Below are 14478 nucleotides of genomic sequence, written 5' to 3'. Positions count from 1 at the left end.
TTTTTTAATAGCTAGGTTTGCCATCTCTATATGTCCTCTATGGATAGGGTTAAAACTTCCCCCGAAAATTCCTATTTTTTCTATTTTATTATTTTTATTATCCATATATTAACATCCTTTTATGTCTTTTCTTTGTATTTAACTGGATGCAACATCACGTTGCTATTATTTTAGTTTTTCTTTTAATATCTCTGTGTAGATATCTTCTTTTTTATATGTAAATTCATTTAGTATATTCCCATAACTAGAGATCTCTAAAGAATCTATAGTTTTAGATGCTCTAATTACTTCTACTTTAGGTGTAGGAGTAAAAGTAGTACTTATTACTCTTTCGAAATCATTAAATTCTGATCTTTTTTGTAAGATATATGACATTCCTACATAAAATACTTCATCTAAAAAATAATTGTCTTTTAATTCTTTCATAAGTTGGTATAAACTCCAAGCCATAGTTGATTTTTCACTCTCAATATCTTCTAATAAAATATAATCAAATAACATCTTAAAAAATAATTGTTTATCTCTTAAAAAAAGTTCTTTTCCATATCTTAATCCAAATATTTTGTCCCCGCTTGCCATAACTTTATTAAAATTATTAGTTAAAGTGTCCATAGAATATTTAGATAACCTTTCAATTTTTTTTATCTTTTCCCTTTGAGTTAGATCAACCATTTCTTCAAGGAGAGTAGTTATGATCTCTTTATAGTTATTGTTATTTATAGTTGTTATAAGTGGGAGAGCGTGATTCATTGATTTTCTTTTAATAGTTCCATCACAATCAATAGTAAAATATGATCTTTTCCCCAATCCTTCTGCTATAGCTTCAATTAATTTTATTTTCCCACCTGTAAGATAAATTTCATAAAATTTATCTATATTTTTTTCTCTGATATCGTCTATTTGAAACATTATTCCTCCTACTATTGAAACAGATTATCTTCTAGCATAGTTAGTTCTACTTTTAGTACATATGTTCTTGGCATATGAAAATTTTGCGGAAGTTTTACAATATCTTTTTCTGTAGTTATTATATAGTCTGCTCCCATTTCATCTGCTCTTTTCATTATTTTTTTAAAGTCTCTTTCTTTAAAATTATGGTGATCTAAAAAATCCATTCTGTCAGTTGCAGAAGGCATAAGGGAAATCACTGTTTTTTCAAAGTTTAGTGGGTTTGCTAATCCACTAAATAATAAGACCTTTTTTTTGTTTACCCAGAAAAGAGGCTTTCTGTCTCCCTTAAGATCTTTTAGGGAAACTACTCCATATTTAGCTACTGAGATATTTTTTTTATATTTAGATAGGTATTTCTTAATTTTTTTTATCTCTCTATCATCTACAAGATCAGCCTTAGTAATGATAAATTCATCTGCTCTTTTAAGTTGTTTTAAATCTTCTCTAAGTGTTCCTAGAGGTAAAAGTCTTCCTCCACCAAATGGATTAGTAGCATCTATTAAAACAATGTTGCAGTTTCTTTCTAGTTTTCTATGTTGATAACCGTCATCTAATACAATTGTATCTATATCAAAATGTTTTTTAGCTAACATGCAAGCAGAATATCTATCTCGACCTACAATTATTGGGACCTTTGTATTTATAGCATGTAAAAGTGGTTCATCACCACTTTCTTTAGTTGTTGCTAAAATGTTTTTTCCATCACTAACGATCATGGGGTCAACCTTTCTTTTTCCTTTGTATCCCCTAGATACTATAGCGACTTTTTTTCCCTCATCTAAAAATCTTTGAACTAAGTACTGTACAGTAGGGGTCTTTCCTGTTCCTCCTACTGTAATATTTCCAACACAAAAAATCTCTATATCGTCTATTTTTTTAGACTTCAAGATTTTTTTGTCATACAATCTATTCCTAAGATTTGTTATTAAATGATATAGGTACGCTAAAAGTTCCATGTAATTCCTCTTTTCGACTATTTTTTTTGTTCATAATAATTATTTTTCAAATATATCTTTACGTAATCTAGTAATAGCGCCTGCAATCTCATATTTTCTAGCTTCTACTAGACTACCACTATTACTCTTTAGTAATTTACTTAAGTTGTTCCTATCTATTTCTATCTGTACATTATCTAATTGATCTTTAAAAGTTTCACATTTTATTTGTGTAAAGATCTTTCTAATAATTTCTCCTGTAAATGTTATTTGACCATTTTCAACATATTGTTCTAAGTGACGAATATCGATGTTTTCTTTATCTATTAGGAGTTCATCCAATTCTCTAGTCTTTACCTTACAACGATCTGATGTAAAGAGTTTTTTTGTTTTCTGGGGATCTAATCTTCTAAATGGAATTGTAAACTTTTGATTAACTCTTCTAACATTTGAATTTTCAAATTTTTTAGAGATGAGCTTTGCCTTTTCAGTGACATCTAAAAGTTTATATTCGTCTAGCATAATAACTCTATCTGCTGTAGAAAAATAATCTCCTAAACCTCCTACTACAATGATAACAGAAATATCTTCAGCTTTCATAGACTCTATTCTTTCAATAAATGGAGTGATAGGTTCCTTTTTATGGGAGATAAGTTCTTGGATCTTTCGATCTCTTACCATAAAATTTGTAGCAGTAGTATCCTCATCGATGAGGAGTGTTGTTGCTCCTAATTCTAAAGCTTCCATTATGTTGGCAGCCTGAGATGTAGAACCACTTGCATTTTCCGTAATAAAATTATGGGTATCTTTTTTGTGAGGTAAATTATTTATAAAATTACTGATATCTAGTCCACCAATCCATCTTCCATCTTCAGCTCTGATCTTTACAGTGTCTCTGTCAGTTATAACTCCTTCACGACCATCTCCTAAAATGTGATTATACACACCCTTTTCAATGGCAGTAAGTAGAGTAGATTTCCCGTGGAATCCACCGCCAGTAATTACAGTGATTCCTTTAGGTATTCCCATTCCATAGACAGTATCACCATTATCGAGACAGAGAGTAATTTCCAAAGATTTAGGAGTTTGAAATGGTATTCCATCTATTAAGACTCTGTCATCGATAGAGCTCATTCTAGCTAATTTTGAATTGTTTTCGATAAAAACTATTAAATTTTCTTTTTTTATAGCACGCCTTATAGAGTCAGATTTCAGATTAGTTATAATGTGTTGTTGTAATCTTTCTAAATCTATATGGGTAATTTTTATTTCTTTAGAAATCTTAGGGATCTCATTAAAGATCATTGTAACGGCACATCTACTGGCAATCCTTCTACCATTAGCAGGTAGTCCTCCATAAAATTTTATGATGAGGATATCGCCTATGATCTCAACGGCTGATCTCTTTAAAATTTCTTGTTTAGGAGATAGGATATTTAATTGTCCGCTTTTCCCTGATCCAGATTTTTTTCCTAGTTTTGAGATCAGTTTATTTAGTTTTCTTAAAATGTAATCCTCAAAAGCTACTTTTTTGCTAGAATTATCATAAGAATCTTTTGAATAACCATATTTTAAAAGGTTTATCTCTACAGAAAAAAGTGATGGAGAAGCAAAGGGGTCTCCTTGAACTCTTAATATTTCCAAGGTATAATCTATAAAATTATATCTTCCCTTGATCTCTTTATAGCCACCATAACTTTTCCCGTCTAGTCTATTAAGTGTTTCTTTTAATTGTTTCATTCTACCTCTCTTTTATACACTTACCGATATTATCTTAGATTCGCCTAATTCTTTATTCATAGTAACACCGTAGAGAGTATCGGATCTTCTCATAGTTTCCTTATTATGTGTAATTAAAATAAACTGTGACCTGTCGGTAAATTCCTTTAATTTACTAATAAGTTTTTTTATGTTTGTTTCATCTAGTGCTGCTTCAATCTCATCAAAGAAAGTAAATGGGCTTGGTTTATACATAAATAGTGCCATAATAAAGGCAATAGCAACCATTGATTTTTCTCCACCTGAGAGCAAAGTTATAGATTGAGACTTTTTGTTCTTAAATTTTACCATTAAGTCAATACCACTTTCAAGGATATTTTCATTATCTACCAATTGTAATCGACCTATAGAATTATTTAGGACCTCTTTACACATATATTCAAAGTTTTTATCAATCTCTTTATATGCACTAAAAAATTTAGTTTCGATAATTTTTTCAATATCTTCTACTAATTTTAAGAGAGCTTTTTTACTAATAATAAGATCATCCCTTTGAGCTGTTATAAATTCATGTTTTTTCGTTAATTCTATAAATTCTTCAATGGCTAAAAGATTTACTAAACCTAATCCTTTGAGTCTTGCCTCTAAACGATATAGAATTTCCTTGGATTCTGAAACAGATGATTCTAAAACAATTTCTTTTATATCTATTAAAGCAGATAGTTTTTCTTCTATTTGAGAAACCCAGCCTGTAGTTTTTTCTAATTTTTCAATGAGGACTTTTAATTTATTCTCTCCTAATATGAGATCTTTTTCAATATTTTTAGTGGCTAAGATTTCTTTTTTTTCCAAAGTTTCAAGTTCCTCTTGAAGATTTTTCTTTTCTTTTATCTCTAGAAATTCTTTTTCATATCTTATATTTTCACTATGGAATTCATTTTGGATATTATTTAATCTTTCATTTAGGTTTTCTATGTCTGAAATAAGTTTCTCTATTTCTAACATAGTTTTTTTACTTTCACTTTGGAACTCTTGAAGGAATCCATTATTTCTTTGGATCTCTCTTTCTAGTTGTTTAACTTGTTCTTTTTTATTTAAATAGTTTATCTTTATATTAGAGTAAGATTTATTAATTAGTTCTATTTCTTTTTTTAAAGATATTAATTTTTTGTTGTTGTCTGCTAAACGATCTTTAGATTTTTTTAAAAAGGCTTCGGTATCAAATTTTTGAGTAGTAGCGTTTTGAAGTTGTTTGTTATATTCATTTATATAATTTATTTCTTCAATTTTTTCCATCTCTATAATTTTTAATTTTTTAACCTCTTTTCTATGACCGTCTGTTAGGTCTGTATGAGTTCTTAAAATTTCTCTAAAGGAATCTTCTTTTGCAACTCTAAGATCGTCGATGTTTTCTAATTTTTTTTCATATTCATCCATATTTTTAGAGTATCCATTATATAAGTCATCTAATTCTTTATGTTTTTTATCTAATTCTGCTACTATCTTATCTAATTTTTTAATCTCTTTTTTTCTTTCAAAGATAATTGAACTAGCAGATTTTATATGTTGTCCACCAGTAATCCGGCCTCTACCTGAGATAAGTTCTCCATCAAGAGTAACTATGTTTCCACGATGAAGGTTGTTTTTAGATATTTCTAGAGCTACATCTGTAGATTTAACTACCAAGAGGTTCCCTAATACAAATTCAACAGGCTTATTATAGATTGAATCGTAATTAACTAAATCGCTAGCATAGCCTAAAACACCATTTTCTGAGATTGCCTTTTTAGAGTTATTTAATTTTATACTATCAAATGCTAAAAATGAGGCTCTACCTCCATTAGACTGTTTTAGGTAGGAGATACATTTTTTAGCTACCTCACTATTTTTTACTACGATATCTTGTAATGATCCACTGACAGCTGATTCTATAGCTGTTTCAAGATGTTCTGGGATATCTATAAGACTTATAAAAGCTCCAGCTACGCCATCAATATTGGCATTTAAAACAGCTTTTACACCTTTAAAGAACCCTTCGTTATTAGCCTCTAATTTTTTTAGGTTTTCTAGTTTTGCATCTTGTCTGCTGAGGTTATAGGCCACTTCTTTTCTCTCATCATAGACTGTATTCATCTTTTGACTCAGGGCGTCTATGTGTTTTTCAGCATCTTCAATGGTATCATCTATTTTTTTTATCTCTATTTGGATATTTTTTTGTTTAGTTTCAAGTAAGTTTAACTCAATGGTTAATTTTTCAATTTTTTTAGTGTATTCAGTAGATTCTTCATCTAATCCACGGATCTTATTAGCACTACTTTTAGTTCTTTTTTCAGAGTTTTCTATCTCGGCAATTAATTTTAGTCTATCTACTTCAGAATCCATAACATGTTCTTTTTGTACTCCAATCTCAATCTCCAGATTTCTTTGATTGAGTTCAAATTCACCTATTTGTTTTTCATATTTGAGGTTATCCCCTTCTAAATTTTTCAATTGTTCTATAACAACATCTTTTTTAGAGTTTAGTCTGTCTAATTCACTGATTTGGTGTTTTAATTTTACATTTAAACTTTCTAAATTTTCTTTTTTGCCAGAGACCTCACGATTAAATCCTTTAATTCGTTCTCCATATAGTACTTTGTCATTGACTAATTTATCTACATCTTTTTTTAAATCAATATTTTTATCTGTCAGTGCATTGACTTCATCGTTGAGGAGGTTTCTTTTTTTATTTATTTCCTCTAACGCAGTTTCTTTTTCTGTGAATTTTTCTTGGAGTTCTTTTAAGGTAAGATTTAAATCAACTCTTTGTTTAGAGAAATCATCTACGATTTTTTGATTGACTTGATATTCTTCTAAGTAGATAGATTTTTTTAGAGTGTTTATCTCGTCTTCTAATTTTTTATATTTAATAGCTTTTTCAGATTGTTTACCGATTTTGTCTTTATTTTCTTCTAATTCACTGACAATAAGATTTATTTTATCGGTTTCTAACTCTACCTTAGAAAGTTTTTTTAAAGCTTCGTCTTTACGAAGTTTTATTCTTTTTATTCCAGCAGCTTCCTCAATGATACTTTTGATCTCTTTATTAGAGGCACTGATTATTTTTTCGACTTTTCCTTGTCCAATAACAGAATAGGCACTTTTCCCTACACCTGTATCTAAAAATAATTCATTGATATCTTTTAGTCTACATCTTTGATCGTTTATGTAGTATTCATTTTCACTTTTTTTATTGATCTTTCTTGTTACTTTGACTATTTCATCTTCTATCTCTAAAGCTTTGTCTTCATTATCTATATATAGTGATACAGTAGCAGTACTTCTAGGTTTTTTATTCTTTCCCCCAGAAAATATTACGTCACTACTCTCTTTTGCTCTTATATTTTTATAAGACTGTTCCCCTAATACCCAGAGAATAGCATCTAATATATTAGATTTTCCACTTCCATTAGGGCCTACGATAGAGGTTATTCCCATATTAAAATCAAGTTTAATCTTATCTGCAAAGGATTTAAATCCATCTATTTCTATACATTTTAAATACATAATTTCCCTCACTTTTCTCTTCTTCAATTTTATAATTTAGTATTATGATAATTTTTTTAACTACTTCTGTAAATTATTGTGTGTTTCAAACTTTAAATTATTCTTTTTTATAGTATATAGTTATCCAAGTTTTCCTCTATAAGTTCATAACTAAATATTTTAACAACATCTTTTTTTCCAATTTTTATAGTGGTTTCTTTTTCATATGGAGCTTCAAACATTATGTTATTTAAGATTTTTTCAATAACACCAGCTAATCTTCTAGCCCCTATATTTTCAATATCTTCATTAAGTTCGATAGCTATTTCTGCTATTTCGTCTATAGCACCCTTAGTAAAACTTAAATTAACTTTATCAGTTTTTAGTAGTTCTTGATACTGAGTCAATAAGTTAAAGTCTATTTCAGTCAAAATTTTCACAAAATCATCTTTATTTAGAGTATTTAATCTTACTTTTATAGGAAACCTTCCTTGTAGTTCAGGCATTAAATCACTAGGGCTAGCCTGTGTAAAAGCTCCAGCTGCAATAAATAAAATATGCTCAGTTCGAACAGAACCATATTTTGTCATAACTGTGGTACCTTCAATTATTGGGAGGATGTCTCTTTGAACACCTTGACGTGAAACTTCACTATTACTACCTTCTCTTTCTGCAATTTTATCTATCTCGTCTATAAACACGATTCCATCTTCCTCTACTTTTTCTACAGCTAATGGTTTTAATTCTTCTAGATCTATATTTTGCTCGATCTCAGTTCTTAAAAGGTATTCAATGGCATTTTTAACACTCATCTTAACTATTTTTTTCTTTCCACCTGGGAAAGAGCTCATAATATTATCGATAATGCCCTTTACACCGTCCTCTTCTGGCTCATTACCAGTGGCAAACACCTCAACCATTGGAGCGTCTGAGCTTTGGTGTTTTTCAACTTCAATTTCTTGGTTATCGTACTTTCCAGTTTTTATTTCTTCTAATAGAGTGTTTTTTTCATTAGGATTGATAGTACCATAAGGTTTTATAAGTTTAGCTACCTTTAGGAAAGTGGAATTCTTATATTTTTCTCTTAATATTTCTATTTTTTCTGATTTTAATTTGTTAAAAGTCATGGAAACAAGGTCTTTTATCATAGACTCAACATCTTTTCCTACATAACCTACTTCGGTATATTTAGTAGCTTCTACTTTGATAAATGGAGAATTTGTAATAGTTGCTAATCTTCTAGCAATCTCAGTTTTTCCAACACCTGTAGGTCCTATTAAGATTATATTTTTTGGAGTGATTTCGTTTTTTAATTTATTATCTGAAATTTGTTTTCTTCTATATCTATTTCTGAGTGAAATAGCTACATTTTTTTTAGCGTCTTCTTGAGAAATTATATATTTATTTAATTCTTCTACAATTTTTTTTGGGATTAAATTTTCTTTCATTTCTTCCTCCTCATAACAGTGTCTAACGACATATTATATACTATTTATGTGGCTATTACAAGAAATGTGTTTATAATATAGGAAGAAAAATAAAGTGTTTTTGATCTTTTAGAATTTTTTTTAGTATAATAAAAAAAATTTGATTTTTTAATGAGAAGAAAGTTTATTTAGAGGTGAAAATGGATGATTTTAAATGAAAAATATGATAAGATGTAAAAAACTATAAGTCATAAATATTTCTATGAATAATTTCATGAAATTATAAAAAGAGAGAGAGGGGAGGGAATTTTATGGACAAGAAGAAGATAATGGATGGAGTGAAGTTGATCTTAGAAGGTATGGGAGAAGATGTAAATAGAGAGGGGTTACTTGGAACTCCAGAGAGAGTAGCAAGGATGTTTGGTGAGATTTGTGGAGGGTTAGGGAAAGATCCGGCAAATGAAATCTCTGTATTTTTTCATGTAGAACATAATGATATGGTTATAGTAAAGGACATTCAATTTTATTCGTTGTGTGAACATCATTTATTACCATTTTATGGGAAAGTACACATAGCTTATATTCCAGAAAATGGAAGAGTAACAGGACTAAGTAAATTAGCTAGAGTAGTAGATATAGCATCTAAAAAACCACAACTTCAAGAACGTCTTAATAGTGAAATTGTAGAAGCGTTAATGGGGAAACTCAGTGCAAAGGGAGTTTTGGTCGTAATAGAAGCAGAGCATATGTGTATGACAATGAGAGGAATACAAAAACCAGGATCAAAGACAATTACATCAGGAGTAAGAGGTATTTTTAGAACAAATCTTGCAACTAGGGAAGAAGCTCTGTCATTGATAAAACATATGTAATAAAAAATTAATTGTAAGATGAGACCTGATAACGAGGTCTCTTTTTTTTTAGAAGAAAAAAATAAAGGGTATAAAAATAAAACACGATACAAATTAGGAAAAAACTTAGAATTACAATATAATTAAACTAATAATAGAAGGTAGGAGGAACATTGGAAATGAAAAAACAAATTAGATTATGGGAGCCTTCTGTAGATGTAACTACAAAAGGAACGATATTTATAATTCACGGTATGGGGGAACACTCTAAAAAATATGAAGGTATAGGTGATTATTTAAAAAAAAATGGATATAGAGTGGCTATAATAGATCACATAGGACATGGAAACAATATAAAAACCTTGGATGAGTTAGGATTTATAAAAGATGAGTTTAAAGCTTCTTTAGAGGAAATTATGATCTCTATTGAAAAACTTAGAGATGATAAACCATTATTTATATTGGGGCATAGTATGGGATCTTTTATGGCTCAAATTTTATTGGATAATGGGATGAAGAATGACGGAATCATCTTATCAGGATCTGCAAGAATATCTAGAATTTCTATTGAATTTGGATGTTTTATATCGCGATTTCTTTTGTTGTTTAGAAATAAAAGAGACACAATATTAAATAAATTATTATTTGGGAGAAATAATCTAAAGTTTTTAGGAAATAAAAAGTTTAGATGGCTATCTAGGGACAAAAAGAGCGTAGAGGAATATGAGAACGACTCTTTATGTGGATTTATCCCTTATACCAGTTATTTTCAAGGTTTATTTTTTCTTTTAAAAAAATCTTCAAAGATTGGAAATAAAAGAAAGTGTATAAAAACTCCTATGTATATTTTTTCTGGTTCAAATGATCCTATTGGAGCTTATGGGACAGGAACTAAAAAATTATATGAATTTTATAAAAAACTGGGATATAGGGATATAACATTAAAAATATATACAGAAGGTCGCCACGAGATGTTAAATGAGATAAATAGATATGAAGTTTATAAGGATCTTTTAGTGTGGCTAGACAGGTGGTCAAGGAGATGAGATGGATTATAAGTTTGTTATTTTTTACTTTTTATGGATGTAGTAATCTTCCGTCAAATATATCTATGGAAAGTCCAATCTATAAGACAGATAATATAGAATTTTATTATGATTTGACTCACAAAAAAGAAAATACAGTCTATACAGAGCATAGAATTTTTAACCAGATGGAAAAAATTATAGAAAATGCTGAGGAATTTATAGTTATGGATGTATTTTTATTTAATAATTTATACAATGCCAGTGAATTTAATTTTCCTAAAGTATCTTCTGGGATAAAAAAAGCTCTAATTAAAAAGAAAAAAGAAAATAAAGATATAAAAATATATTTTATAACTGACGAAATAAATACTTTTTACGGTGTTTATAACACAATTGAATTGGAGGAATTAGAAAAAACTGGGATAGTAGTTATCTTAACCGACCTCACAGAGACTAATGGAGCAAATAAAGTTTATTCAACATTTTGGAAATATTTTTTTAGTTGGTTTGGAACAGGAGGAGGAGGATGGCTTACAAATCCATTTAGTCCAGAAGCTCCTAAGGTAACTATAAGAGCCTATTTGAAATTAATTAATCTAAAGGGTAACCATAGAAAAGTATTGGTGACGGAAAAAGAAGTTTTGGTAACTTCAGCCAACCCTCATAGTGCCAGTGGATACCATTCTAATATAGGTTTTAAATTTGATGGTGGAATAATAAATTCAGTAGTAGAATCTGAAAAAGCTGTAGGAGAGTTATCAGGAATTAAAATGGATCTGCCTACAGTTAAATTTCATAATAAAGGTAAGTACAAGATACAATTACTTACTGAAGGGAAAATAGGAAATATTTTAGATAGAGATATAGATAATGCCAAAAGTGGAGATGAGATTTATATAGGAATGTTTTATTTAGGAGATAAAGTTATTGTTAAAAAATTAATTGGTGCAGCAAAAAGAGGTGTCAAAGTAAGACTGATATTAGATGAAAATAAAGAAGCATTTGGGATGAAAAAAACAGGAATACCAAATAAAGTTACGGGTAAAAAACTAATAGATAAAAGTAAGGGGAAGATAGAGGTGAAATGGTATAGATCCTCAGGGGAACAATATCACACTAAGTTAGTGGTTGTAAAAACTTCTGATAAGATGATCGTAAATGGTGGGTCAGCTAATTTAACTAAGAGAAATATTAGAGACTATACTTTAGATACTAATATAAGAGTCGTAGCGCCTTTAAATTCTAGGTTAGCTATAGATGTAGATGAATATTTTGAGATGTTATGGAACGACGATAGAGACACTTATATAATGGGAAAAGAGAAGTTAGAGAATGGGTATATAAGTAATAAAATTTTATACGATATTCAAAATATAAGCGGGTTTTCAACCTATTAATTTTTAAATAAACTTGAAATAGGCAATTATACAAGTTATTGATGTATTTACTGGATATTTGAATGTTCTAAACTTGTATTTTGCTACTTCATATGATAAAATTATAATAAAAGTTCGATTTTGGATAGATGGGATGGTCAAATTGGAGAAGAAGAGAAAATTTCTTATTTTATTAAAAATTATTTTGATATTATTTTTGGTATATGTTTACATTACAAATGGAAAAAAAATATATTTAAGTGAAACTTATGAGTCTTTGGGAGAGGTATTGGGAGGCTTTAGGAGTGTATTGATTCCATACTTGATATTGAATATTTTTTCGGATTTCATATCAGACTTAAATAAAAGATCAGTCTTTCTAATGAGACTTAATTTTTTCTTTGTTTTTTTGATATGTATTAGTAATTTGCAGTTGTTATTTCACATTGCTGATTTAGATACAGAGGGTTTGGATAAAACAATATTTATCTATCTCTACGGAAATAAAAATTTAGGAATGTTAATAACAATGATCCTATATAAATTTTATTTCTTAGTACCTATTAATATTAATATTGCAGTTACAGGGACAATTCTGTTCTTCTCCTCATTTATCCTCTTTGGGAAAATAATAGGAAATATGATCAGGGGAATACTAAATTATTATCAGAAGGGAAGTCGTGAAAAACGAAAAAAGGTCAGAAAGTTAATAAAAGAAAAAAAAGTAATAAAAAAGCAAATTTTAGAAAAAGAAAAACAGGAAAGAATAGAATCTGAAAGGCAAAGTATAGTTGAAAAAACAGTAAAAAAACAAAGGGAAGAAAGAATTCTACAGTTAAAAAAAAATATGGAAAAAAATAAAAAAATATTAGTAGAAAAACAACTAAAAATCAATGGAATAAACTTAAAAGAAAAAAAAGAAAAAATAGATAAAAAAAATAAAGTATATGAAATAGAAAAGGTGACTAAGGGACAGTTACGCTTTAAATTTAAAAAAGAAGAGGTGTAAAGATGATATTGGCTTCTAAATCTCCAAGAAGATTTGAAATTTTAAATAATTTTGGAATAAAAAAAATAAAAGTAGTTGTTGCCGACATAGAAGAAATAAGTGATAAAAAAGTTTTGGTTGAACAAGTGGTAGATATAGCAGTCAAAAAAGGGGTAGGGATAGCAAATGATTATCCAGATGAATTTGTATTATCAGCAGATACTGTGGTGATCTTGGATGATGAAATTTTGGGAAAACCAAAAAATTATAAAGATGCGTTTAGAACTCTTAATAGTTTATCTGAAAGAACTCACGAAGTTGTAACCGCTTATTCACTGATAAATAAAAATAAAAAGATATTTATTTCGGGATATGATAAAACTATTGTAAAATTTAAAAAGATAACAAAAAAAGAAATAAATTGGTATATAGAAACAGGAGAACCTATGGATAAAGCAGGATCTTACGGGATACAGGGGGTAGGAGCAGGAGTATTGATAGATAGGATAGAAGGGGAATTTTATAATGTCATGGGATTTCCAATATCAAAATTTGTAGATGATCTAAAGAAACACGGAATAAAAATACAAAACATAATAGAATTGTAGGAGGATCAAATGTTAAAAATATTAAAGTTAACTAAAAATATGTTTGGGCTTTTTTCGGAAGACCTAGGAATAGATTTAGGGACAGCAAATACATTGGTATGTGTAAAAAATAAAGGTGTAGTATTAAACGAGCCATCAGTGGTATCAATAAACACAAGAACAAAAGATATAATCGCTGTAGGGGAAAAAGCAAAAAAAATGATCGGAAGAACTCCTGATAGTTGTGAAGCTATAAGACCATTAAAAAATGGTGTAATAGCAGATTATGAAATAACAGAAAAAATGCTCCGTGAATTTTATAAAAGAGTTCATAAAAGAACTTTTTTAAGTAGTCCAAGGGTAGTAATATGTGTTCCTGCTGGAGTTTCTCAAGTAGAGAGAAGAGCAGTAATAGATGTAACATTAGAAGCTGGAGCTAGGGAAGCTTATTTAATAGAGGAACCTATGGCAGCCGCTATTGGAGTAGGAATAAATATTTTTGATCCTGAAGGGAATTTGATAGTTGATATAGGTGGAGGAACTACAGAGATAGCGGTTATTTCATTAGGTGGAATAGTAAGGACATCTTCGCTAAAAGTTGCAGGAGATAAATTTGATGTGGCCATAGGAGAATATGTAAGACAGAGGCATGACCTGCTTATAGGGGAAAAAACAGCAGAGGATATTAAGATAAATATAGCTACTGCCTTGGCAGGGGATGAAGAAGTAACTTATGAGATAAGTGGAAGAAATATATTAAATGGATTACCTAAAAACGTTATTATATCTTCATTGGAAGTACAAGAGGCAATAATGCCGCTAATAAAGAAGATAGTTGAAGAGATAAAATTAGTCTTAGAAAAAACACCGCCTGAGCTGTCGGCAGATATTAAGAGAAAGGGAGTAATATTAACTGGAGGAGGAGCTGGGATTAGAGGCTTAGATCAAAAGATAGCAGAGAGTATTCAATTAGAGGTTAGGCCCTCTGAAAATCCATTAAATTGTGTAGTAAATGGGATAGAGGTGTTACTACAAAATTTTGAGGAATATAAGAGTGTTTTAATATCTCCAGAGAAAGATTATTAAATAAA

12 protein-coding genes are annotated in these 14478 nt (G+C 29.2%); 6 read left to right on the top strand and 6 right to left on the bottom strand.

Annotation, left to right across the window (positions count from 1 at the left end; all coding sequences use genetic code 11):
• From WBG30_RS14825 to hslU, 6 genes are all read right to left on the bottom strand, one after another.
• The coding region (locus WBG30_RS14825; RefSeq protein WP_424505429.1) for an adenylyltransferase/cytidyltransferase family protein at positions 1–105 on the bottom strand (105 nt) is incomplete at its 3' end.
• Between the two features lie 60 nt (positions 106–165).
• Positions 166–909, bottom strand: a complete 744-nt coding sequence (locus WBG30_RS14820) for a hypothetical protein (protein WP_424505427.1) — start codon at positions 907–909, stop codon at positions 166–168.
• An 11-nt stretch (positions 910–920) separates the two neighbouring features.
• Positions 921–1907, bottom strand: a complete 987-nt coding sequence (gene lpxK, locus WBG30_RS14815) for a tetraacyldisaccharide 4'-kinase (protein ID WP_424505426.1) — start codon at positions 1905–1907, stop codon at positions 921–923.
• Positions 1908–1946: 39 nt separating this feature from the next.
• Positions 1947–3626, bottom strand: a complete 1680-nt coding sequence (locus WBG30_RS14810; protein WP_424505425.1) for a P-loop domain-containing protein — start codon at positions 3624–3626, stop codon at positions 1947–1949.
• 12 nt (positions 3627–3638) lie between these two features.
• Positions 3639–7151, bottom strand: a complete 3513-nt coding sequence (gene smc, locus WBG30_RS14805; RefSeq protein ID WP_424505424.1) for a chromosome segregation protein SMC — start codon at positions 7149–7151, stop codon at positions 3639–3641.
• Positions 7152–7258: 107 nt separating this feature from the next.
• Complete coding sequence (gene hslU, locus WBG30_RS14800) at positions 7259–8578, bottom strand: ATP-dependent protease ATPase subunit HslU (RefSeq protein WP_424505423.1); 1320 nt, start codon at positions 8576–8578, stop codon at positions 7259–7261.
• 290 nt (positions 8579–8868) lie between these two features.
• Here hslU and folE point away from each other — a divergent pair, with 290 nt between their 5' ends.
• From folE to WBG30_RS14770, 6 genes are all read left to right on the top strand, one after another.
• Positions 8869–9429 (top strand): GTP cyclohydrolase I FolE, encoded by a 561-nt coding sequence (gene folE / locus WBG30_RS14795; RefSeq protein ID WP_424505422.1) that lies wholly within the window; start codon positions 8869–8871, stop codon positions 9427–9429.
• A 158-nt stretch (positions 9430–9587) separates the two neighbouring features.
• Positions 9588–10454, top strand: a complete 867-nt coding sequence (locus WBG30_RS14790; protein WP_424505421.1) for an alpha/beta fold hydrolase — start codon at positions 9588–9590, stop codon at positions 10452–10454.
• Positions 10451–11833, top strand: coding sequence for a phospholipase D-like domain-containing protein (locus WBG30_RS14785; RefSeq protein ID WP_424505420.1), 1383 nt, complete (start codon positions 10451–10453; stop codon positions 11831–11833). Before WBG30_RS14790 ends, WBG30_RS14785 begins: the two co-directional genes overlap by 4 nt.
• Positions 11834–12281: 448 nt before the next feature.
• On the top strand, positions 12282–12821 hold the full coding sequence (locus WBG30_RS14780; RefSeq protein WP_424505419.1) for a hypothetical protein: 540 nt from the start codon (positions 12282–12284) through the stop codon (positions 12819–12821).
• A 2-nt stretch (positions 12822–12823) separates the two neighbouring features.
• Positions 12824–13408 (top strand): Maf family protein, encoded by a 585-nt coding sequence (locus WBG30_RS14775; RefSeq protein ID WP_424505418.1) that lies wholly within the window; start codon positions 12824–12826, stop codon positions 13406–13408.
• Between the two features lie 9 nt (positions 13409–13417).
• The gene (locus tag WBG30_RS14770) at positions 13418–14473 is read left to right on the top strand and encodes a rod shape-determining protein (protein ID WP_424505417.1); all 1056 of its coding nucleotides are present in this window, start codon (positions 13418–13420) and stop codon (positions 14471–14473) included.
• The last annotated feature ends 5 nt before the right edge of the window (positions 14474–14478 follow it).

Origin of the sequence: Psychrilyobacter sp. (assembly GCF_049671765.1) — a bacterium.
Classification (GTDB): Bacteria; Fusobacteriota; Fusobacteriia; order Fusobacteriales; family Fusobacteriaceae; genus Psychrilyobacter.
The sequence above is the reverse complement of the archived record's forward strand: the minus strand, read 5'-3'. Positions and strand labels throughout refer to the sequence as shown.